Below are 21,923 nucleotides of genomic sequence, written 5' to 3' on the forward strand. Positions count from 1 at the left end.
TCCACGGCGGTGATCCACACCTGTGGACGGGGGTACGACGGCACGCCGGGCCGGGCGCCCGACGTGAGGTACATCACCCGTAGGTATCACCGGGTCCGGTACTCCCCGGAGCCCGCAGCGGGCCGTAGCGTCGGGCCGGGCCGCCCGGGTTGAGCACCTTGATCATCCGTACGCTGCCGTGTCCGAGGTCCTCGTTGATCCGCGCCACCAGGGTCGGGGCGAGCACCCGGAGCTGGGTCGCCCAGGCCGTCGAGTCGCACTGGACGGTCAGCACCCGCTCGTCCTCGTCGTACCGCTGCGGCACACAGTGCTTGGCCAGGTCCTCGCCGACGATCTGCGGCCAGCGGCCCACCACCCCGCCCACGGCGGCCGGCTTCTCCCAGCCGCGCTCGGTGATCAGCCGGTTGATCGCCGCGCCCAGCGCCATGGGGTCGCGTCCGTCGGCGCGCGCGCCGGAGCGCAGACCGCCACCGCGCCGCGCCTGCTTCTTCTGCCGCGCCGCGTCCCCCCGCGCGCGTGCCTGCTCCTTCGCCGCGCGCAACGCCACGCGCGCGAGGTCGACACCGGACGGCTCGTCGCCGCCCCGGGCGCTCGTCCTCCGCGGGCCGGGGGTGTCCGGGACCGGCTCCTGGGTGCTCATACGCGCTCCACCGTCCCACCGGCCACCGCGTACCGCGCGCCGGCCAGCACATCGGGTACGTCGTCGTCCACGGCGGCGGTGACCAGCACCTGCTCGCCGGGCGCGACCAGCTCCGCCAGCCGCTCCCGGCGGCGGGCGTCCAGCTCGGCGAAGACGTCGTCCAGGATGAGCACCGGCTCGTTGCCCTCGGCGCGCAGCAGGTCGTAGGAGGCCAGCCGCAGCGCGAGCGCGTAGGACCAGGACTCGCCGTGCGAGGCGTAGCCCTTGGCGGGCAGCTGACCGAGTCTGAGGAGCAGGTCGTCGCGGTGGGGTCCCACCAGGGTGACGCCCCGTTCGATCTCCTGCTTGCGCGCCTCCGACAGGGCCGCCATCAGCTGGGCGTACAGGTCCTCGCGCGTGTGCGCCTCGCCGGGCGCCGACGGCTTGTACTCCAGCGCGACCGGACCGCCGCCGGGAGCGAGCTGTTCGTACGCCTTGTCGGCGAGCGGCCGCAGCGCGGCGATGAGGTCCATCCGCTGGGCGAGCAACTCGGCACCCGCGCGCGCCAGATGCTGGTCCCACACGTCGAGCGTGGACAGGTCCGCCCCCGGGCCCGCATCCGCTCCCCCGGGAGGTGCCCCCCTCCGCCCCCCGTGCCGACGGGCCAGCGCGGCCGTCTTCAGCAGGGTGTTGCGCTGCTTGAGCACCCGCTCGTAGTCGGAGCGCACGCCCGCCATCCGCGGGGACCGCGCGGTGATCAGCTCGTCCAGGAACCGCCGCCGCTCTCCCGGGTCGCCCTTGACGAGCGCGAGGTCCTCGGGCGCGAACAGCACGGTCCGGACGATCCCCAGCACATCCCGCGGCCTGACCTGGGAGGACCGGTTGATGCGGGCGCGGTTGGCCTTGCCCGGGTTCAGCTCCAGCTCGATGAGCTGCTGACGGTCGCCCTGCCGGACCTGCGCCCGCACGACCGCCCGCTCGGCGCCCATGCGGACCAGGGGGGCGTCGGAGGCCACCCGGTGGCTGCCGAGGGTCGCCAGGTATCCGACCGCCTCCACGAGGTTGGTCTTGCCCTGCCCGTTGGGGCCGACGAAGGCGGTGACGCCCGGGTCGAGCGGGACCTCGGCCCGGGCGTACGAGCGGAAGTCGGCGAGCGACAGATGCGTGACGTGCATGGCGGTACCGCCGACCTCCCTCGGGCTTGTGGATCGCGGAGCGACCCTGTGGACTACTTCTTCTCCACCGCGTGACCACCGAACTGGTTGCGCAGCGCGGCGATCATCTTCATCTGCGGCGAGTCCTCCTGGCGGGAGGCGAACCGCGCGAACAGCGACGCGGTGATCGCCGGCAGCGGCACCGCGTTGTCGATCGCGGCCTCCACAGTCCAGCGTCCCTCACCCGAGTCCTGTGCATAACCGCGCAGACCGTCCAGGTGCTCGTCCTCGTCGAGGGCGTTCACCGCGAGGTCCAGCAGCCAGGAGCGGATGACCGTGCCCTCCTGCCAGGAGCGGAAGACCTCACGGACGTCCGTGACGGAGTCGACCTTCTCCAGCAGCTCCCAGCCCTCGGCGTAGGCCTGCATCATGGCGTACTCGATGCCGTTGTGGACCATCTTCGCGAAGTGGCCCGCGCCGACCTTGCCCGCGTGCACCGAACCGAAGTCGCCCTCCGGCTTCAGCGCGTCGAAGACCGGCTGCACCTTGGCGACGTTCTCGGCGTCGCCGCCGTACATCAGCGCGTACCCGTTCTCCAGGCCCCAGACGCCCCCGGAGACACCGCAGTCGACGAAGCCTATGCCCTTGGCGGCCAGCTCCTCGGCGTGCCTCTCGTCGTCCGTCCAGCGCGAGTTGCCGCCGTCCACGACCACGTCGCCGGGCTCCAGCAGCTCGGCGAGCTGATCGATGGTCGACTGGGTGGGCTCGCCGGCCGGGACCATCACCCAGACCACGCGCGGGCCCTTGAGCTTGCCCACGAGCTCTTCCAGGCTGTGGACGTCCGCGAGGTCCGCGTTGCGGTCGTATCCGATGACGGTGTGGCCCGCGCGGCGGATCCGCTCGCGCATGTTGCCGCCCATCTTGCCGAGGCCGACGAGACCGAGCTCCATCAGTTGTGTTCCTTAGGTCGCTGTGTGGCGTGAGAGGCACCGGAAGTGCCGAGCCGAGCCTAAACCCGGACGCTCATGCACAGCTGTGGGCATAGCCGCTCACCTGCGGGAACGGTCTCGTCCATCGATTCGTGCCGCCGTAGCCGCGCGGCCGGCGGCCACCCGGCCGGCCGGCCGCAGTGCCGGGCACCCCTGCGGCGTCCCAGCACTGTGCACAGCTGTGGACGACGATCAGCCGCTGAGCCTCACCGGCATGATCAGGTACTTGTAGGCCTCGTCGGCCTCCGCGTCCACCGCCGCCTTGCCGCTGAGCAGCGCCGGCTTCGTGGACGTGGTGAACGACAGCTGCGCCACCGGCGAGTCGATCGCGCTCAGACCGTCCAGCAGGAACGTCGGGTTGAAGGCGATGGAGATGTCATCGCCGTCCAGCTGGGCGTCGACCCTTTCCACAGCCTGTGCGTCGTCGCTCGACCCGGCCTCCAGGATCAGCACACCCTGCTCGAAGCTCAGCCGCACCGGGGTGTTCCGCTCGGCGACCAGCGCCACGCGCTTGACGGCCTCCACGAAGGGCGCCGTCTCGATCACGGCGATGGAGTTGAACTCGGTCGGGAACAGCGTTCGGTACTTCGGCAGGTCGCCTTCGAGCAGACGCGTGGTCGTACGCCGCCCGGCGCCCTCGAAACCGATCAGGCCCTCACCGGCACCGGAGCCGGACAGCGCCAGTGTGACGCTGTCACCGGCACCCAGCGACTTCGCGGTGTCCAGCAGCGTCTTCGCCGGGACCAGGGCGACCGCGGACGCGTCGGGGTTCTCCGGCTTCCACAGGAACTCGCGGACCGCGAAGCGGTAGCGGTCGGTGGAGGCCAGGGTGACCGTGTCGCCCTCGATCTCGATGCGCACACCGGTGAGCACCGGCAGCGTGTCGTCCCGGCCGGCCGCGATGGCCACCTGGGAGACGGCGGCGGCGAAGACCTCACCGGGGACGGTGCCGGTCGCGTTCGGCATCTGCGGCAGCGACGGGTACTCCTCCACAGGCAGGGTGTGGAGGGTGAACCGGGAGGAGCCGCACATCACGGTGACCCGTACACCGTCTGTGGAAATCTCCACCGGCCGGTTGGGGAGGGCGCGGGAGATGTCGGCGAGCAGCCGGCCGGAGACGAGGACGGTGCCCTCCTCCTCGACCTCCGCCTCGACGTTCACCCGCGCGGAGACCTCGTAGTCGAAGCTGGACAGGCTGAGCTGGCCGTCCTCGGCCTTCAGCAGCAGGCCGGCGAGGACAGGCGCCGGCGGACGGGCCGGGAGGCTGCGTGCGGCCCACGCCACTGCCTCCGCGAGTACGTCGCGTTCCACCCGGATCTTCACCGTAAGCCGCCTCCTGATGCTGCCGTTGCTGCTGAGTCCTCCGACTCGGTGTCACCGCCCTCTGCGACGGGAAGGACACCGGAACCAGTCTGACGCACGGCACTGACAGTAGGTGCCCGTTGGGGTCAAGTCGGACCGGGGGGCAGCCGGACGCGAGACGCCGAGTTGTGCACAGGCCCCGCTTCGAAACGGTTGCCGAGCTCTCTCTAGTCGGGAGTAGTAGTAGGGCCTGTGGATACCGTGGATAACCACGTTTGCCCAGCTCAGCGCAGAGATTTTATCCACCGGCCCTGTGGGTGGAGGCAGTGGACAACCGGGGCTGTCTGTGGAGAACGGAAAGTTCTGCACACACCGCCCACAGGCTGAGGGCAGTTCTCCCCAGCTGTGTCCCCAGGATTACCCAGGTTTCCCACACCCCAATCCGGCAGTTTCCTGTGACGGCTTTCACTCGACGCGGTGAGCGGGTGCGCCGGGTTGCCGAACAGTGGACAGCGCTGTGGAGAAGCTGGGGATCGCTGGGGACAACCGCCCCCAGCCTGTGGGCCGCCGGTGGACAACTCCGTGCACAGGCTGTGGATCTCCGCGTTGTCCACAGTCTGTGGAGATCGTTCGTCCACGATTCCACAGGCCCCTGAGCTGGGCAGAAGCCAGGAGCGAGGCCCTCCTGTGGACGCAGTTCGGGACAACTCCACAGTCCCCAGGATGTGGACGGAAGAAAGTCAGCGAATCTGTGGAGAGTGGCCGTAACCAGTCAGGTAATCGAACACCGGATGGCGAGCGGCCGTACCCGCATGACCACGGCAGACCGCACGGTCGGTGGTGCGACAGGCTCGCGATCGGTGCCACGCAGGCCCACGGCAGGCCCGCGGTCGGCGTCACGGCAGGCGCATGGTGCTGTGGCAGGCGCACGGTCGGTGCCGCGGCACGGCTGCGGTCGGAGCCACCGCAGCCGTGCCGTCGGCGGCGGACGGGTGATCCTTCCCCCTCCCCCGCTCTCCGTCCGTGCTCCGGGCAAGGGATGGCCGAACGGCCGCCGGGGACGCGAAGAGGCGCCCCCGGGAACTCGTCCCGAAGGCGCCTCGGTGCCGCCGTACGACCGGCGCCGGCCGCGGGTCAGCCGTTCTTGATCCGGTTGGTCAGTTCCGTCACCTGGTTGTAGATCGACCGCCGCTCGGCCATCAGCGCCCGGATCTTGCGATCGGCGTGCATGACGGTCGTGTGGTCCCGCCCACCGAACTGCGCCCCGATCTTCGGCAGCGACAGATCCGTCAGCTCCCGGCACAGGTACATCGCGATCTGCCGCGCCGTGACCAGCTGACGGCCGCGCGAGCTGCCGCACAGGTCCTCGACCGTGAGCCCGAAGTAGTCCGCCGTCGCCGCCATGATGGCCGTCGCGGTGATCTCCGGCGTCGAGTCCTCGCCGCCGGGGATCAGGTCCTTCAGGACGATCTCCGTCAGGCCCAGGTCCACCGGCTGCCGGTTGAGCGAGGCGAACGCCGTCACCCGGATCAGCGCGCCCTCCAGCTCACGGATGTTCCGTGAGATCCGGGAGGCGATGAACTCCAGCACCTCCGGCGGGGCGTTGAGCTGCTCCTGCACCGCCTTCTTCCGGAGGATCGCGATGCGCGTCTCCAGCTCGGGCGGCTGGACGTCGGTGATGAGGCCCCACTCGAAGCGGTTCCGCAGCCGGTCCTCCAGCGTGACCAGCTGCTTGGGCGGCCGGTCGCTGGAGAGCACGATCTGCTTGTTGGCGTTGTGGAGGGTGTTGAAGGTGTGGAAGAACTCCTCCTGGGTCGACTCCTTGTCCGCGAGGAACTGGATGTCGTCGACGAGCAGGATGTCCATCTCCCGGTACCGCTTGCGGAAGCTGTCGCCCTTGCCGTCGCGGATGGAGTTGATGAACTCGTTGGTGAACTCCTCCGAGCTGACGTACCGCACGCGCGTGCCCGGGTAGAGGCTGCGCGCGTAGTGCCCGATGGCGTGCAGCAGGTGCGTCTTGCCGAGCCCCGACTCCCCGTAGATGAACAGGGGGTTGTAGGCCTTCGCCGGCGCCTCGGCGACCGCGACCGCCGCCGCGTGCGCGAACCGGTTCGAGGCGCCGATGACGAACGTGTCGAACAGGTACTTCGGGTTCAGCCGCGCGGTCGGCTCACCGGGGCCGCTCGCCGGCGCGGGCTGCGCGGCCAGCGGCCCGGGGGCGCCCGTCGAGGGCACGTCCGGACGGCCCGGACCACCGCGGTGCACCGGCGGCTCCGGCAGTTCACGGCGGACCGGTTCGCGCTGGTCGTACTCGGCCCGGGACGGGTCGTAGTCCGTGCGCGGGGAGTCGTAGTCCGGGCGGGACGGTTCGTAGTCCGCGCGCGGGCTGTCGTAGTCGCCGCGCTGCTGCTCGTACGGCGACCGGTCCATGCCCTGCGGGCGGTAGTCCTGCGCCGGGGAGCCGTACGCGTCCGGACCGGAGCCGTAGCCGTCCTGGGACGACGGCGAGGCGTACGGATCCCGCTCCGGGAAGCCGAGCCGGGGCTGCTGCCAGCCGTACTCGTCCTGACCGGGGCGCGGCCAGGCGCCGGGCTCGGGACGCTGGTACTCCGACGGGTAGGCCGGGCGGGCGGTGGGGAGCTGGTCCGGGCGGGCGGGCGGAAGCTGCTCGGCGCGCGGGTCACTGCCCGGGCGGTCGCCGCGGTGGCGGCCGTAGCCCTCGTAGGGCCCCGCGGGAAGTTCCGGTTCCTCGTAGCGCGGCTTCGGCGTCTGCGGCGCGGGAGGTGCCGCGGGCGCCGGCGGCTCGCCCGCCGAGTCGTCCACGGTGATCGCGATCCGGATGGGACGGCCGCACTCGCGGCTCAGCGTCTCGCTGACGATGGGTGCCAGGCGGCCTTCCAGGACGCCCTTCGCGAATTCGTTCGGCACGGCGAGCAGAGCGGTGTCCGCGACCAGCGCGAGCGGTTGGCAGCGCCGGATCCAGTGCTCGTCCTTCGCCTCCACACCCTGTCCGCGGCCCTCTCCGAGGAGCTGCTCCAGTACTCGTGGCCACACTGCGGCAAGATCGGCAGGTACGTCAGCCACAGGGCACGCTCTCTCACAGGTCCCACGAACGTGTGGTTCAGGGACGGGTCGGGATGGAATCCGGGTGGGTGGACGGGGGGCAATCCCGCTCGGGTGGGGACAAGGGAACGAATCGGAGTTCAGCCACGGTAGTCAGCGCGGCGGGTACGGTTCAAGTTGTTGTCCCCAGCCTGTGGACAGTGTCCCCCGGTGACCCTCGGTTTGACCGGATGGCGCAGCCCCGCGTACCGTAACCAGGTCGAGTTGTCGATGGCTGCTGCCGCCTGCCTCCGATGGGCACAGATCACGTCAGGTGATCGGGAAGCGGTGCACTCGGGCGTGACGCGAGCTACTCGTGGGCGCACGGTGACAGCCAGGACGGCACCCCGCCACTACCGATTTCTTCTGGAGCCCCCGAGTGAGCAAGCGCACCTTCCAGCCGAACAACCGTCGTCGCGCGAAGACCCACGGCTTCCGGCTGCGTATGCGCACCCGTGCCGGCCGCGCGATTCTCGCGTCCCGCCGTAGCAAGGGTCGCGCCCGCCTGTCCGCCTGATCCCGATCAGGTCATGACGTCGTGCTGCCCACCGAGAACCGGCTGAGGCGGCGCGAGGACTTCGCGACCGCGGTACGACGAGGTCGTCGGGCCGGACGCCCGACCCTCGTCGTCCACCTTCGAAGCGGTGCCACGGACCCGCACGCGCCTGGGGAGAGCGCTCCCCCGACGCGTGCGGGTTTCGTCGTGAGCAAGGCCGTGGGTGGCGCGGTCGTGCGCAACACAGTGAAGCGCAGACTGCGTCATCTGATGCGTGACCGAGTCGCCCTGTTTCCCCCCGGTAGCCTGGTAGTCGTACGAGCGCTGCCCGGAGCGGGCGACGCAGACCACGCACAGCTGGCCCGAGACCTGGATGCCGCCCTTCAGCGGCTGCTGGGAGGGGGCGCGCGATGAAGTACCCGCTACTGGCTCTGATCAAGCTGTACCAGTGGACGATCAGTCCGCTGCTGGGGCCGGTGTGCAAGTACTACCCGTCGTGCTCCCACTACGGCTACACGGCCATCGACCGGCACGGTGCGATCAAGGGAACGGCACTCACCGCCTGGCGCATCCTCCGGTGCAATCCGTGGTCGCTCGGCGGTGTGGACCATGTTCCGCCGCGTAAGCGCCCGCGGTGGCACGAAATGCTGCGCAACGCGTGGCGCGCACGCAGGGGCGGGCCCTCCGCCGCCGAACCGGCCACCGAAGCGAAGCCCGAGAAGCCTGCTTCCGAGCTTCCTCCGAGCCCGGCCGCAGAGACCTCGTCCCATGCCCAAGGAGCATGATTAGTGGACACGATTGCCAGCCTCTTCAGCTTCATCACAACACCCGTCTCATGGGTCATCGTCCAGTTCCACACGGTCTACGGCGCCCTCTTCGGCCCTGACACCGGGTGGGCCTGGGGCCTGTCCATCGTGTCCCTGGTGATCCTGATCCGCATCTGCCTGATCCCGCTCTTCGTGAAGCAGATCAAGGCGACCCGGGCCATGCAGACGCTCCAGCCCGAGATGAAGAAGATCCAGGAGCGCTACAAGAACGACAAGCAGCGTCAGTCCGAAGAGATGATGAAGCTGTACAAGGAGTCGGGCACCAACCCGCTCTCCTCGTGCCTTCCCATCCTGGCGCAGTCCCCGTTCTTCTTCGCCCTGTACCACGTGCTCAACGGCATCGCGTCGGGCCACACCATCGGCGTCATCAACGAGTCGCTGCTGGCCAGCGCCCGTAAGGCGCACATCTTCGGGGCCCCGCTCGCCGCGAAGTTCAAGGACGGCTCCGGCACGATCCACGCCCTGGGCGCCTCGGTCACCGACGTCCGTGTCGTTACCGTGGTCATGATCGTCCTGATGTCGGCGTCGCAGTTCTACACGCAGCGCCAGCTGATGACGAAGAACGTCGACACGACGGTGAAGACGCCGTTCATGCAGCAGCAGAAGATGCTGATGTACGTCTTCCCCATCATGTTCGCCGTCTTCGGTATCAACTTCCCGGTCGGTGTCCTCGTCTACTGGCTGACCACCAACGTGTGGACCATGGGCCAGCAGATGTACGTGATCCACAACAACCCGACCCCGGGTTCCAAGGCCCAGGCCGCCTACCTGGAGCGCCTGACCAAGCACGTCACGCATCACGGCAAGGTCCGCCGCCGGAGCGAGAAGACCATCGTCAAGGCGATCGTCGCCAAGGGACGCGACCGCAACGAGTTCGAGCGCAAGTTCATCAACGCGCTGACCAAGGCCGGCCTCGCCGCCCAGAGCGACGGCACCGTGGTGAAGAGCACGGTCCACGCCGGTGCGCAGACCGAGGACGGTGCGCCCGTCGACACCACCACGGCCACCGCCGTGCGGCGCCAGCAGCCCAAGCGTCAGACCAAGGCCCAGCGCCAGTCCGGGCCCAAGCAGGCGGGCGAGCCCACCTCACTGGAGAAGTCCGGTGAGCCGCAGGACGCCAAGCCCGCCGCTGCCAAGCAGCCCCAGAAGCCCGGCTCCGGCACCCGCAGCAAGGCCCAGTCCGGCCAGCGCAAGGGTGGCCCGCAGCGGCCCAAGTCCCCGTCCAAGAAGTAAGAAGGAGCCCATCCCGTGACGGAAGGCACCACCTCCGCCGCTGCCGAGGGTGCAGACACCCTCACCCGCCTGGAGCAGGAGGGTGAGATCGCGGCGGACTACCTGGAGGGTCTGCTGGACATCGCCGACCTCGACGGCGACATCGACATGGACGTCGAGGCCGACCGCGCCTCCGTGTCGATCATCAGCGACACCGGCAGCCGCGACCTGCAGAAGCTGGTCGGCCGGGACGGCGAGGTGCTGGAGGCGCTGCAGGAGCTGACGCGCCTGGCGGTGCACCGGGAGACCGGCGACCGCAGCCGGCTGATGCTGGACATCGCGGAGTACCGGGCCAAGAAGCGGTCCGAGCTGTCCGAGCTGGGTGCCAAGGCCGCCACCGAGGTCAAGAGCACCGGCGAGCCCGTGAAGCTCAAGCCGATGACCCCGTTCGAGCGCAAGGTCGTGCACGACGCGGTCAAGGCCGCAGGGCTGCGCAGCGAGTCCGAGGGCGAGGAGCCGCAGCGCTTCGTCGTCGTGCTGCCCGCCTGATCGGCTCTCCCATTTCCACCGGCCCCGTCTGTTGAGCAGGCGGGGCCGAACTTTGTCAGCCTGGTAGTTCTGGTGGCCGGTGCGCGAAGCGCCGGCGCTGTACGGAAGGACGGTCCCCGTGACGGAGGCAGCGGAGCTTCCCCCCGCGCCCGAGCAGGCGCGCGAAGTGTTTGGTGATCGCTTCGCCGATGCGGTCCGCTATGCGGAGCTGCTCGCCGAGGCGGGCGTGCAGCGGGGCCTGATCGGCCCGCGGGAAGTGCCCCGTCTGTGGGAGCGGCACATCCTGAACTGCGCGGTGCTCTCCGAGGCGGTCCCCGAGGGAGTGACGGTCTGCGATGTCGGCTCTGGTGCCGGGCTGCCGGGCATCCCGTTGGCCCTGGTCCGCGACGACCTGAACATCACGCTGCTGGAGCCCCTCCTGCGGCGCACCAACTTCCTCACGGAGGTCGTCGAGCTGCTCGGCCTGGACCACGTCACGGTGGTGCGCGGCCGTGCCGAAGAGGTTCTGGGCAAGCTCCCGCCGGTCCATGTGGTGACCGCCCGGGCCGTGGCCCCGCTCGACCGCCTGGCCACCTGGGGCATTCCGCTGCTGCGGCCGTACGGCGAGATGCTCGCGCTCAAGGGCGACACTGCCGAGGAGGAGCTGAAGGCATCCGCTGCCGCGCTCAGCAAGCTCGGCGCGGTGGAGACGTCCATCCTCCACGTGGGTGAGGGCATCGTGGATCCGCTGTCGACGGTGGTGCGTGTCGAGGTGGGTGAGAGCCCGGGTGGTGTGCGCTTCGCCGCCAAGCGGGCGAAGGCGGCCCGGACGGGACGGACTCGCCGGCGCCGCTGATCCGTCCTGATGGCGAGACGTACTCCACACAAGCTGCCAAACCCGCGCAAGCCGGAGTGTCGCGACGGTCCGGTCGCCGCCGCTGTGCATCGTGTTTCACGTGAAACGTCGCTCACTGCTGCACGGCATCATCAGTCGTGGCCGCGCTGCGGCCGAACCTCGCGACCGGAAGCCTCTCGGTTCCCTCGGAGAGGCCCCTACCTCGCATGCTCCGGCCCCATCTCCGGCAACTTCGTCCCCCTCCGGGGGCACGGAGTTGTCCACAGAGGTGGATTTCTCCACAGAAGACCAGGCCTCACTGGTTCACGACCCCGAAGACATGGGAGGCTCTGTTCATTGCGAGCCTGAAGTCGAGGAGAGTGAATCCTTGCGGTCCGACGCCAATATCGCGGGACCGATGACCGATCCGGTCCCCGGTCCCCGCACCGAGTCGATGGGGGCGGATGTTTCACGTGAAACACCGCCTCCGATGGACGACACTCCCATCGGTCGTGCGGCCCAACTGGCGGTGGAGGCTCTCGGCCGCGCCGGCGAAGGCCTGCCCCGACCGGAGCAGACCAGAGTCATCGTGGTCGCCAACCAGAAGGGTGGCGTGGGCAAGACGACGACGACCGTCAACCTTGCCGCTTCGCTGGCTCTGCACGGTGCCCGCGTGCTGGTGATCGACCTCGACCCGCAGGGCAACGCGTCCACGGCCCTCGGGATCGACCACCACGCCGACGTCCCGTCCATCTACGATGTGTTGGTCGAGAGCAAACCTCTCGCCGAGGTCGTCCAGCCCGTCGTAGATGTCGAAGGTCTCTTCTGCGCCCCCGCCACCATCGATCTCGCCGGTGCGGAGATCGAGTTGGTGTCCCTGGTGGCCCGGGAGAGCCGGCTCCAGCGGGCCATCCAGGCGTATGAGCAGCCGTTGGACTACATCCTCATCGACTGCCCGCCCTCGCTCGGCCTGTTGACGGTCAACGCGCTGGTCGCGGGTGCCGAGGTACTCATCCCGATCCAGTGCGAGTACTACGCGCTGGAGGGCCTCGGCCAACTCCTGCGCAACGTCGACCTGGTGCGGGGGCACCTCAACCCCGCCCTGCATGTGTCGACCATCCTGCTCACCATGTACGACGGCCGGACGCGCCTTGCTTCCCAGGTCGCGGAAGAGGTGCGCAATCACTTCGGTGACGAGGTGCTACGGACGAGCATTCCCCGCTCTGTCCGTATCTCCGAGGCACCGAGTTACGGGCAGACGGTGCTGACTTACGATCCAGGATCGAGCGGCGCCCTCTCGTACCTTGAGGCCGCCCGAGAAATCGCGCTGAAGGGCATCGGCGTCAGCTACGACGCGAGCCAGGCCCATATCGGCGCGCAGAACGACCCAAGCATGGTGGAGGGGATCCAGTGAGCGAGCGACGGAGGGGTCTGGGCCGTGGTCTCGGCGCACTGATCCCTGCTGCCCCGACGGAGAAGGCACCGGCTCCGGCGGCGATGGGGGGCGGAGGATCCAGCGCCCCCGGAGCCGTTCCGGTGCTGGCGACTGACCGCGGAGTGGCCGCGGCGAAGGTGGCCACACTGCCGCCGGTTGCCCAGGAGACCGAGGCGGCTCCGGCGAGCCAGACGGCGGAGGCGCCCGCACCCCCGATGGGCGCCCACTTCGCCGAGATCCCCCTCGACGCCATCACGCCGAACCCGCGCCAGCCGCGTGAGATCTTCGACGAGGACGCGCTCCAGGAACTGGTCACCTCCATCAAGGAGGTCGGTCTGCTGCAGCCCGTCGTGGTGCGGCAGCTGGGGCCTGGCCGCTATGAGCTGATCATGGGCGAGCGGCGCTGGCGCGCCTGCCGCGAGGCCGGCCTGGAAGCCATCCCGGCCATCGTCCGGGCCACGGAGGACGAGAAGCTTCTCCTGGACGCGCTGCTGGAGAACCTGCACCGTGCGCAGCTGAACCCGATCGAAGAGGCCGCTGCCTACGATCAGCTGCTGAAGGACTTCAACTGCACGCATGACCAGCTGGCCGACCGGATCGGTCGCTCCCGTCCGCAGGTCTCCAACACTCTGCGTCTGCTGAAGCTGTCTCCGACTGTCCAGAAGCGGGTGGCGGCCGGAGTGCTCTCGGCCGGTCACGCCCGGGCGCTGCTGGCCGTCGAGGACTCTGAGGAGCAGGACCGGCTGGCGCACCGGATCGTGGCCGAGGGGTTGTCCGTCCGTTCCGTGGAAGAGATCGTGACGCTGATGGGCTCGCGGCCTCAGAAGGCTTCGCGCTCCCGGGGGCCCCGGGCCGGGTCGGTGCCCTCGCCGGCACTGAGCGAGCTGGCCACGCGGCTCTCGGACCGCTTCGAGACGCGGGTGAAGGTCGAGCTGGGCCAGAAGAAGGGCAAGATCACCGTGGAGTTCGCCTCCGCGGATGATCTGGAGAGGATCCTCAGCACGCTCGCCCCGGGCGAGAAGCTGGCCCTCCAGAAGAGCCTTCAGGAGGGCGACGGCGAGGAAACGCACGACTGACCCTTGGGCGGTGCCGCCCTGTGCAGCAGGGGAGCGGACCGTGTCCGGTGTGTACCGGAACACGGTCCGCTCTTTGCTTTGAGGCGGTATCGAGTGAATCCGATCGTGGATACGATGCGATCAGACAGGGCACATCCACCGGACAGCGTCTGCATCTGTGAGTGGAGAGACGGGGGCAGCCGCTCGCGATGCGGCGGGCGAAGGAAGCGAGGATCAGCCTTCATGGGGCGTCGGCTCGTGCCGCTCACACTGGACAACCTTCAGGATCTTCCCCACCGTTGTCGGTCGTGTGTCTTCTGGGAGCTGGACCCTGTCAGCGGCGAAGCGGCGGTGAAGGCGGGCACGGCCGCGCTGGAGAAGGAGTCCTGGATCTCCGCCGTCCTGCTGGACTGGGGGTCGTGCGGCCGGGTGGTGTACGTCGATGACGTACCGGCGGGCTTCGTCCTCTACGCTCCGCCGGCCTATGTCCCTCGCTCGACGGCCTTCCCCACGAGTCCCGTCTCGCCGGACGCCGTCCAGCTGATGACCGGCTTCGTCATGCCGGGATACCAGGGGCAGGGGTTGGGCCGGGTGCTGGTGCAGACGGTGGCGAAGGATCTGCTGCGCCGGGGCTTCAGGGCGATCGAGGCGTTCGGTGACTCCCGTTGGAAGGAGCCCGCCTGTCTGCTGCCTGCCGAGCATCTGCTGGCCGTGGGCTTCAAGACGGTCCGGCAGCACCCCACGCATCCCCGGCTGCGGCTGGAGTTGCGGTCCACGCTCTCCTGGAAGGAAGACGTGGAGATGGCGCTCGACCGGCTCCTGGGGGCGGTCCAGAAGGAGCCCGCGCTGAGGCCGCTGTAGCGGAGAAGGATCAACATGAAGGGGCCGACCCTTGCGGGTCGGCCCCCTTCATGTTTCACGTGAAACGTCACTCGGCGATGAACTCTTCGAGGTCACGGAGAAGCGCGGCCTTGGGCTTGGCGCCGACGATGGTCTTGGCAACCTCGCCGCCCTGGTAGACGTTCAGGGTCGGGATGGACATGACGCCGTACTTGGCGGCCGTGCCGGGGTTCTCGTCGATGTTGAGCTTGACGATCTCGATCTTGTCGCCGTGCTCGGCGGCGATCGCCTCCAGGGACGGGGCGATCTGACGGCACGGGCCGCACCACGCCGCCCAGAAGTCCACGAGGACGGGCTTGTCGCTCTTGAGGACCTCCTGATCGAAGGAGTCGTCGGTCACAGTCTTCAGGTTGCCGGCCACGGTGGGCTCCTTACCTTGGTCGTGCGGTGGGGTGAGGGAGAGGGAAGGTCAGACGGCGGTCTTCTCGGGCTCCGCCTTCTCCTCGTCCGCGAGGGCGGCGAGGAAGCGCTCGGCGTCCAGGGCGGCGGAGCAGCCGGTCCCGGCCGCGGTGATCGCCTGGCGGTAGGTGTGGTCCACCACGTCACCGGCGGCGAAGACACCGGTCACGTTGGTGCGGGTGGACGGGGAGTCGACCTTCACATAGCCCTCCTCGTCCAGGTCCAGCTGGCCCTTGAACAGCTCGGTGCGCGGGTCGTGGCCGATCGCGATGAACAGGCCCGTCGCGGGCAGCTCGGACAGCTCGCCGGTCTTGACGTTGCGCAGCTTCAGGCCGGAGAGCTTCTGGTCGCCCTGGATCTCGGCGACCTCGCTGTCCCAGACGAACTTGATCTTCGGGTCACCGAAGGCGCGCTCCTGCATCGCCTTGGAGGCGCGCAGGGTGTCCCGGCGGTGGACGATCGTCACGGACTTGGCGAACCGCGAGAGGAAGGTGGCCTCCTCCATCGCGGTGTCGCCACCGCCGATCACGGCGATGTCGTGGTCCTTGAAGAAGAACCCGTCACAGGTAGCACACCAGGAGACGCCACGGCCGGAGAGCGCGTCCTCGTTCGGCAGACCCAGCTTGCGGTGCTGGGAGCCGGTGGTGACGATGACGGCCTTCGCCCGGTGGACCGTGCCCGCCGTGTCGGTGACGGTCTTGATCTCACCGGTCAGGTCGACGGAGACGATGTCGTCCGGGATCAGCTCGGCACCGAATCGTTCGGCCTGGGCGCGCATGTTGTCCATGAGCTCGGGGCCCATGATGCCGTCGCGGAAGCCCGGGAAGTTCTCCACCTCGGTGGTGTTCATCAGGGCGCCTCCCGCGGTGACGGCGCCTTCGAACACCAGGGGCTTCAGCGACGCACGGGCGGTGTAGAGCGCCGCCGTGTAGCCTGCGGGCCCGGAGCCGATGATGATCACGTTACGGACGTCGCTCACGGCTTGATTCCTCGTCTCTGGTCTGCGTCAGTCGACCGGTGGGAGCCCCTTTCGGGACTCTCACCCCACCCAACGGATCCTACGGGCCCCGCATTCCCGGTGTGCCACGGCACACGCGTGCCCTGCAACGGCCGAAGGAGTGTTCCAGCCCGGCTCAGTGACGCGCGACGGACTGCTTCAGCAGAACCGTGCCGGCCGAAGCGGTCTGCTGGTGCACACAGGCCGCGTCGACCACATAGGCGGTGACCCGCTTGCTGTCGTGTGTGTCGGCCACGACGACGAGATAGGCAGCCTTACCCGCGTACGTTCCCGTCTTGGCGCCCAGGACGTCAGCGTTCTGGTTGAGTGCTTGCCGGACACAGTCGGGGACCGGAACCGCGGTCTGGAGCAGGGTGTTGGGGCCCTCCGTCGAGCCGGGCGTGTCCGACCCGCCGTCCCCGCCCAGTCGAGGCTTCGCACTGTCCGGCAGCAGACCCTTCTTGGTGGTGAGGAGGGTGTGCACCTGGTTCTGCACGCTGTCACCGGAGAAGGTGTCGACGGATGCGGTCGGCGTCCCGTGGGCGGTCGTGTGGTCGGTGGTGTCCCCGAGCGACTTCACGATCAGGCCTCCGGCCCCCAGTACCGCGGCGGTCAGAACGGCGCTCAGGACGAGCCGGCCACGGCGCCGCCCAGGCTGTGGTCCCTTGCGGCCGGGTCCGGTCCCCGCGCGCGGGCGCCCTGCGGGGCGGTCAGCAGGGTGATCAGTGGCAGGGACGATGGAGTGGGGAGCGGGGTGCGCACTGACGTGAGCAACGGGGGGTGATGTTTCACGTGAAACATCGCCTGCGGTGTCTTCGCCGCCCGCGTTCAGTGGTGTCTCGGCTGCAAGGGCGACACCGATGCGCTCGACCACATCGTCCGGCATGCGTTCCGGCGCCGGCACGGACCCCAGCAGGCCGCGGATCTCCTCCAGCGACGTATATACGTACGCGCACTCCTCGCACACGCCCAGATGGCTCCGTACGGCGGTGCTGCGGTCCGGTGGAAGGAGGCCCTCGGTGAGGTCGGAGATCTCCGCGACGTCCGGGTGCCCGGCCGTGTCTGTCGTGGAAGTCACGCTCGCCCACCTCCGCCCTTCACTACGGCTGTATCGCTCGGTCCCGCGTCCTTGGAATGTCCGCTCGGTGACCCCGTTGCCGGTGGGACGGATGACCCCTGCCCCCGGTTCCGTTCCGGGCCGGTCTCTTTCCCTCCTCCGACACCGGCCGATCGCGCCTGCGGAGTGCCTTCGGGCCGTAGATGGGTGAGCAGCGGCAGCAGTCTTGCCCTGCCCCGGGCGCACCGGCTCTTCACCGTCCCCGTGGGGACATCGAGGATCCGCGCGGCCTCCGCCACGGGGTAGCCCTGCATGTCCACCAGGACCAAAGCGGCCCGCTGCTCGGGCGGAAGGGTGCCGAGCGCTTCGAGGAGCTGGCGGTGCACGTCCTTCCGCTCGGCCGGCGCCGAGGCGGACTCGTACGGCTCCAGCAGTTGCTCCAGCCGCTCGGTGTCGTCGACCGGAGCCGTCTTCCGCGAGGCTGCCTTACGCGCCCGGTCCAGGCAGGCGTTCACCGTGATCCTGTGCAGCCACGTCGTGACGGCCGACTGTCCCCGGAAGGTGTGGGCGGCCCGGTAGGCCGACACCAGGGCGTCCTGAACGGCGTCAGCGGCCTCCTCGCGGTCCCCCAGGGTCCGCAGGGCGACCGCCCAGAGCCGGTCCCGGTGGCGCCGCACGATCTCACCGAAGGCCTCGGGGTCGCCTTCGACGTGGCGGGCGAGCAGGTCGCGGTCGCCCACTCCGTCGTATCCGGCGCCCTCCGCCATCTGCCCCTCCGGTCCGGGTGAGACGTCAGCCCGTGAACTTCACTTCGCCGATGGCCTGCTTGTAGCCGGCGCTGGCGTACAAGGTGGAGTCGTACCCCGAGTTGGGCACGGCCGTCAGCCAGACGAGAACGTACTGCGTCTTGACCGACTTGGTGACCCTCACCGTGGCCGTGGTGCCCGTCGTCGTGGCGCTGCCGATCTTCGTCATGGAATCCAGCGAGACCGGGGACAGCGAATCCGCGGCGTACAGCTCGACCGTCGTGTGGTCACCGCCGTAGCGGAGGTCGATGGTGGCCGTACGGAGCTCCTTGGCCGAGCCGAGGTCGTACACGATGCCGACGCCCGGCTTGAACGGCGCGATCGTCGGACCTTCGTTGAAGCTCTTGGTCTTCCAGTACGTCGAGGTGTCGCCGTCGTACGTCTTGGGGACGTTACCGGGACTCTGGGCGTCGCCCTTGGCGACGAACTCCTGGCCGTTCTGGATCTTTATGGGGGTCGGCTTCGGCTTCACGGCGTTCTTGTCGCCGCCGTCCGTCGTCTGGCTCTTGTTGGTGTCGTCCGACTTCCCGCCCCGGTCCATCAGAGCGTCCGCCAGTTGCCAGCTGCCCAGACCCAGGGCCGCGATGAGCAGGGCCGACACCGCCCACTTCAGGGCCTTCCCGGTGCGGCTCTGCAGCGGGGGCGGCGGGGGAGCGATCGGCTGCGTGACCCCCGGGTGCGGGGCCGGGCGGCCGTAGGTGCCCTGCTGATAGGTCGTGCGCTGGTACTCCGGCGGTGCCGTGAACGCGGGCTCGGGCGGGCGGATGCGCGGCATCTCACCGATCGCCTTCACCAGCTCCTCCGGCGTGGTGCACGGAGCCTCGTGACGGGACGCCGTGGCACCGTCGTTGACGAGGGCGCGCATGGCGAGTTCGGACAGTCCGCGGTGCACACCGGCCCGCACCTGGTCCGGAGGGATGAGGCCGATGTCCTTGGGCAGACCGGACAGACCGTAGGCGTCGCTCTCGTAGGGCCAGCGCTGGGTCAGCGCCGCGTACAGCAGGGCGCCGATCGCCTCGGTGTCGGTGCGCTGCGGTGTGTCGGAGGTGACGCCCCGCAAGGCGGCGTTCACGGCGAGACCACGGATGCGCCACTGACCGGTGGAGGCGCGCAGCACGGCGTTCGGGTTCAGCCGCAGATGGGCGAGGCCCTCCCGGTGGGCGGCGGCCATGGCGGAGGCGACCTGACTGACCATCTGGTAGGCGTCGTGCGGTTCCAGCGGGCCGCCGGCGAGCAGCGTGGACAGTTCGGTGGCGTCGGGCAGCCACTCGTGGACGACGTAGACGAGGTCGTTCTCCTCGACGGCGTCGAGGACCTGGACGAAGCGCGGATCGCCGAGGAGTGCCGAGGATCGGGCGGCGGCGAGGACGGAACGGGCCCGGGCGTGGTCCGCGGGCAGTACATGGACGCCGACGGCACGACGGAGTTTCTCGTCGACCGCACGCCAACTGCTGAATCCGTCCAGACGGGTGACGCACTCCTCCAGCCGGTAGCGTCTGGCGAGCTTGTGACCGCTGTGCAACTCCGGAGGCGATGCCTTCCGTCCGGGACCTTCGGTTCCGCCGCTCCCCTGTGCCTCCACGCTGTCCGTGTCCCGCTCCGGGTTCTTGGCCACCCCGTCGGCCGTGGACTGGTCCGCCTTGGCGGTCAGCGGTTGCTCACCGCTGTTGTCTGCCACGTCGACGGCAGCCGTGCTCCGTTCCGCCACCGTCGTCCCTGCCTCCCCATCCGTTGCACGCTGTCCGACGCCGAAACCAATTGTGCCCACAGTCCGCCGCTATGCACGACACACAGCAGCGGACGATGGTTGTGCGCCTACCCCCGCCTCAACGCCCCAGACGCCCGCGCACCATACCGACGAGCGAGTTGAGTTCCTCGATGCGCATCCGGCGGGCGGCGACGAAGAAGACGCCGAAGAGAACGGCACCGCCGGCGAGCAGCGCGGCGAAGGAGCCCACGACGCCCAGGCCGAGGGTGTGTCCGATGCCGTAGCAGGCCGCGCCGCTGAGGAGGGCCGCCGGAACCGAGGCGATACCCAGTCGCGCGTAGGTGCGCAGCACTCGGGAGCCGTCCAGGTCGCCACCCAGCCGCTGGCGCAGCCGGCGCCAGGCGACGCCCACCCCGATGGCGTAGGCGAGGCCGTAGGAGGCTGCCATGCCGGCGACGGCCCAGCGCGCCGGCAGCAGGAAGTAGCAGAGGGCCGAGGCTCCGGCGTTGACCGCGGCCACCATGACCGTGTTGTAGAAGGGGGTGCGGGTGTCCTCGTAGGCGTAGAAGGCGCGCAGGACGACGTACTGCACGGAGTAGGGGATCAGACCGAGGGCGAAGGCCATCAGCATGTAACCCATGTTGGTGGCCGCGCCGGTGCCGGCGGAGCCGAAGATCAGCGTGCACATCGGGACGCCGAGCGAGACGAACCCGAAGGCGATCGGCACGATGGCGACCGCGGTGGTGCGCAGACCCTGGGAGATGTCGTCGCGGACGGCACCCGCGTCGCCCTCGGCGGCCGAACGCGAGATGCGCGGCAGCAGGGCGGCCATCAGGGAGACGGTGATGATGGCCTGCGGCAGGCCCCAGATCAGCTGGGCGTTGGCGTAGGCGGCGAATCCGGCGCCCTTGACCCCGGAGTCCTTGCCGGCGGCGGTGGACAGCTGGGTCACGACCATGGCGCCCGCCTGGTTGGCGAGGACGAACAGGACCGTCCACTTGGCGAGCATCGCGGCCTTGCCCAGGCCGTGGCCCTTCCAGTCGAAGCGCAGCCGGACCCGGAAGCCGGTCTCGCGCAGGTAGGGGATCATCGCCAGGGCCTGGACGACCAGGCCGAGCAGCACTCCGACGCCGAGCAGACGCTGGCCCTCCGGCGGGATGTTCTGGACCGTCATGTGCGAGTTCGCGGCGGTGCCGTAGACCCAGATGAACATGCCGAGCGTCACGATGATGACGATGTTGTTCAGGACCGGGGTCCACATCATCGCGCCGAACTTGCCGCGGGCGTTGAGGATCTGACCCATCACCACGTGGATGCCCATGAAGAAGATCGAGGGCAGGAAGTAACGGGTGAAGGTGACCGCGACCTCGTTCGCCGCCGGGTCGTTGGCCACCGGGGCGGCCAGCAGGCGCACCAGCAGCGGTGCGGCGAACATCGCGAGCCCGGTGAGTGCGGCGAGGGCCACCATCACGAGGGTCAGCAGCCGGTTGGCGAAGGCCTCGCCGCCGTCCTCGTCTTCCTTCATGGAACGCACCAGTTGGGGCACGAACACGGAGTTCAGGCCGCCGCCGACGGTGAGGATGTAGATCATCGTCGGCAGTTGGTAGGCCACCTGGAAGGAGTCGGCGAGGAAGCCGAGGCCCAGCGCGGCGGCGATCAGCGCGGAGCGGATGAAGCCGGTGAGCCGGGAGACCATCGTGCCCGCCGCCATGACCGCACTGGACTTCAGCAGCCCGCCGGCCCGCCCGCCCTTCTTGGCGGGAGCGGCCGTGTCACCGGCCGTGGTGGCTTCCGGCTCGCTGAGCCCCGGACCCGCGGGGCCCGGAGCGGCGGCCGGGGCGGGCACCTGGGACTGTGCCGCGTACCCGGTGGCGGACGGACCGGCCGGGTATCCGGCGCCGGTGTACGGGTGGCCCTGCTGCGGGCCGTGAGCGTGCGGCGGCGGGTACTGGCCGGCGGGGCCGTACCCACCGCCAGGTGCCGCGGCAGGTCCCGGAACGGCCGGGGGATCCATGGGCGCGTGGGCGCCGCCCTGCTGCTGGTCCTTGAAGAGGTGCGCGAAGGCGTCCGGCTCGTGGTACTCCTCGCCGGAGTGCGAGACCAGATCGTCCACGCCCACGAACTGGGTCGTGCGCGGGTCTTCGCCGTACGGCAGGTACGGGGACGCGCTCCCCGGCTCCGGTGCCGGGGTCTGCGCCCACACGTTCGGGTCGGGCGCGTAGGGCGACTGGGCGGGAGGGGCGTACAGCGGCTGCTGCTGGTCGTACGTGCCCGGGGGCGGCGGCGGGTGCGCGGCACGGTCGTACAGCGCCTCGGCGACCGGGTCCTGGGCGGCCAGGTCGTGTGCCCGGTAGGGGTCCTGCTCGTAGGCGTCCTGGAGATACATGTCCGCCGCGTGCTGCGGCGGTACCTGGCCGGGCTCGGGCGGCGGCTCGGGGTAGCCCGAGCCGGCCGCGCCCTGACCGCGGTCACCGTCGTACGGCGCGTTCATGCTTACCCCAC

The 21,923-nt window shown here is 69.6% G+C and carries 20 protein-coding genes; 9 read left to right on the plus strand and 11 right to left on the minus strand.

Annotated elements, in window-relative coordinates; all coding sequences use genetic code 11:
- Positions 1-73 precede the first annotated feature (73 nt).
- From C3492_RS22595 to dnaA, 5 genes are all read right to left on the minus strand, one after another.
- Positions 74-640, minus strand: a complete 567-nt coding sequence (locus C3492_RS22595; protein ID WP_103813576.1) for a DUF721 domain-containing protein — start codon at positions 638-640, stop codon at positions 74-76.
- Positions 637-1,794: a DNA replication/repair protein RecF gene (gene recF / locus C3492_RS22600; RefSeq protein ID WP_103813577.1), complete on the minus strand. Its 1,158-nt coding sequence runs from the start codon at positions 1,792-1,794 to the stop codon at positions 637-639. The genes C3492_RS22595 and recF overlap by 4 nt, the downstream gene beginning before the upstream one ends.
- A gap of 53 nt (positions 1,795-1,847) precedes the next feature.
- Positions 1,848-2,723 carry a phosphogluconate dehydrogenase (NAD(+)-dependent, decarboxylating) gene (gene gnd / locus C3492_RS22605; protein ID WP_014673776.1) on the minus strand — a complete coding sequence of 292 codons (876 nt, stop codon included), beginning with the start codon at positions 2,721-2,723 and terminating at the stop codon, positions 1,848-1,850.
- A 231-nt stretch (positions 2,724-2,954) separates the two neighbouring features.
- Positions 2,955-4,085, minus strand: coding sequence for a DNA polymerase III subunit beta (dnaN, locus tag C3492_RS22610; protein WP_103813578.1), 1,131 nt, complete (start codon positions 4,083-4,085; stop codon positions 2,955-2,957).
- Between the two features lie 1,113 nt (positions 4,086-5,198).
- Entirely contained in the window at positions 5,199-7,148 is a 1,950-nt protein-coding gene (dnaA, locus tag C3492_RS22620) for a chromosomal replication initiator protein DnaA (RefSeq protein ID WP_103813579.1), read from the minus strand.
- Positions 7,149-7,545: 397 nt separating this feature from the next.
- Between dnaA and rpmH the strand changes: the two genes are divergently transcribed.
- From rpmH to C3492_RS22665, 9 genes are all read left to right on the plus strand, one after another.
- Positions 7,546-7,683 carry a 50S ribosomal protein L34 gene (gene rpmH / locus C3492_RS22625; RefSeq protein ID WP_003956500.1) on the plus strand — a complete coding sequence of 46 codons (138 nt, stop codon included), beginning with the start codon at positions 7,546-7,548 and terminating at the stop codon, positions 7,681-7,683.
- A 21-nt stretch (positions 7,684-7,704) separates the two neighbouring features.
- Positions 7,705-8,076: a ribonuclease P protein component gene (rnpA, locus tag C3492_RS22630; RefSeq protein ID WP_078611778.1), complete on the plus strand. Its 372-nt coding sequence runs from the start codon at positions 7,705-7,707 to the stop codon at positions 8,074-8,076.
- Positions 8,073-8,447 carry a membrane protein insertion efficiency factor YidD gene (gene yidD / locus C3492_RS22635; protein ID WP_030640154.1) on the plus strand — a complete coding sequence of 125 codons (375 nt, stop codon included), beginning with the start codon at positions 8,073-8,075 and terminating at the stop codon, positions 8,445-8,447. Before rnpA ends, yidD begins: the two co-directional genes overlap by 4 nt.
- Positions 8,448-8,450: 3 nt before the next feature.
- Positions 8,451-9,722, plus strand: coding sequence for a membrane protein insertase YidC (yidC, locus tag C3492_RS22640; protein WP_103813580.1), 1,272 nt, complete (start codon positions 8,451-8,453; stop codon positions 9,720-9,722).
- Between the two features lie 15 nt (positions 9,723-9,737).
- Positions 9,738-10,250, plus strand: a complete 513-nt coding sequence (locus C3492_RS22645; protein WP_103813581.1) for a R3H domain-containing nucleic acid-binding protein — start codon at positions 9,738-9,740, stop codon at positions 10,248-10,250.
- Between the two features lie 118 nt (positions 10,251-10,368).
- Positions 10,369-11,085 carry a 16S rRNA (guanine(527)-N(7))-methyltransferase RsmG gene (rsmG, locus tag C3492_RS22650; protein ID WP_030640149.1) on the plus strand — a complete coding sequence of 239 codons (717 nt, stop codon included), beginning with the start codon at positions 10,369-10,371 and terminating at the stop codon, positions 11,083-11,085.
- Positions 11,086-11,404: 319 nt separating this feature from the next.
- Positions 11,405-12,478: a ParA family protein gene (locus tag C3492_RS22655; RefSeq protein WP_103813669.1), complete on the plus strand. Its 1,074-nt coding sequence runs from the start codon at positions 11,405-11,407 to the stop codon at positions 12,476-12,478.
- Positions 12,475-13,575, plus strand: a complete 1,101-nt coding sequence (locus C3492_RS22660; RefSeq protein WP_103813582.1) for a ParB/RepB/Spo0J family partition protein — start codon at positions 12,475-12,477, stop codon at positions 13,573-13,575. Before C3492_RS22655 ends, C3492_RS22660 begins: the two co-directional genes overlap by 4 nt.
- 222 nt (positions 13,576-13,797) lie before the next feature.
- Complete coding sequence (locus C3492_RS22665) at positions 13,798-14,415, plus strand: GNAT family N-acetyltransferase (RefSeq protein ID WP_103813583.1); 618 nt, start codon at positions 13,798-13,800, stop codon at positions 14,413-14,415.
- Positions 14,416-14,482: 67 nt separating this feature from the next.
- On the opposite strand, the gene trxA is transcribed toward C3492_RS22665, so the two are convergent.
- From trxA to murJ, 6 genes are all read right to left on the minus strand, one after another.
- Positions 14,483-14,815, minus strand: coding sequence for a thioredoxin (gene trxA, locus C3492_RS22670; protein ID WP_103813584.1), 333 nt, complete (start codon positions 14,813-14,815; stop codon positions 14,483-14,485).
- Positions 14,816-14,863: 48 nt separating this feature from the next.
- Entirely contained in the window at positions 14,864-15,832 is a 969-nt protein-coding gene (gene trxB, locus C3492_RS22675) for a thioredoxin-disulfide reductase (protein WP_103813585.1), read from the minus strand.
- A gap of 154 nt (positions 15,833-15,986) precedes the next feature.
- Complete coding sequence (locus C3492_RS45935) at positions 15,987-16,928, minus strand: anti-sigma factor (RefSeq protein WP_258055826.1); 942 nt, start codon at positions 16,926-16,928, stop codon at positions 15,987-15,989.
- Complete coding sequence (gene sigM, locus C3492_RS22685) at positions 16,925-17,674, minus strand: RNA polymerase sigma factor SigM (protein ID WP_103813587.1); 750 nt, start codon at positions 17,672-17,674, stop codon at positions 16,925-16,927. The genes C3492_RS45935 and sigM overlap by 4 nt, the downstream gene beginning before the upstream one ends.
- A gap of 25 nt (positions 17,675-17,699) precedes the next feature.
- Positions 17,700-19,421: a protein kinase family protein gene (locus C3492_RS22690; RefSeq protein ID WP_103813588.1), complete on the minus strand. Its 1,722-nt coding sequence runs from the start codon at positions 19,419-19,421 to the stop codon at positions 17,700-17,702.
- Between the two features lie 118 nt (positions 19,422-19,539).
- Positions 19,540-21,912 (minus strand): murein biosynthesis integral membrane protein MurJ, encoded by a 2,373-nt coding sequence (murJ, locus tag C3492_RS22695; RefSeq protein WP_103813589.1) that lies wholly within the window; start codon positions 21,910-21,912, stop codon positions 19,540-19,542.
- Positions 21,913-21,923 lie beyond the last annotated feature (11 nt).

This window comes from Streptomyces sp. Ru62, assembly GCF_002920615.1.
GTDB lineage: Bacteria > Actinomycetota > Actinomycetes > Streptomycetales > Streptomycetaceae > Streptomyces.

Excerpts from the sequence above, each read along its gene's own strand:
- sigM (WP_103813587.1), bottom strand. The coding sequence starts at position 17,674 with ATGGCGGAGGGCGCCGGATACGACGGAGTGGGCGACCGCGACCTGCTC.
- gnd (WP_014673776.1), bottom strand. The coding sequence starts at position 2,723 with ATGGAGCTCGGTCTCGTCGGCCTCGGCAAGATGGGCGGCAACATGCGC.
- C3492_RS22665 (WP_103813583.1), top strand. The coding sequence starts at position 13,798 with ATGGGGCGTCGGCTCGTGCCGCTCACACTGGACAACCTTCAGGATCTT.
- yidD (WP_030640154.1), top strand. The coding sequence starts at position 8,073 with ATGAAGTACCCGCTACTGGCTCTGATCAAGCTGTACCAGTGGACGATC.
- murJ (WP_103813589.1), bottom strand. The coding sequence starts at position 21,912 with ATGAACGCGCCGTACGACGGTGACCGCGGTCAGGGCGCGGCCGGCTCG.
- recF (WP_103813577.1), bottom strand. The coding sequence starts at position 1,794 with ATGCACGTCACGCATCTGTCGCTCGCCGACTTCCGCTCGTACGCCCGG.
- C3492_RS22595 (WP_103813576.1), bottom strand. The coding sequence starts at position 640 with ATGAGCACCCAGGAGCCGGTCCCGGACACCCCCGGCCCGCGGAGGACG.
- C3492_RS22655 (WP_103813669.1), top strand. The coding sequence starts at position 11,405 with ATGGGAGGCTCTGTTCATTGCGAGCCTGAAGTCGAGGAGAGTGAATCC.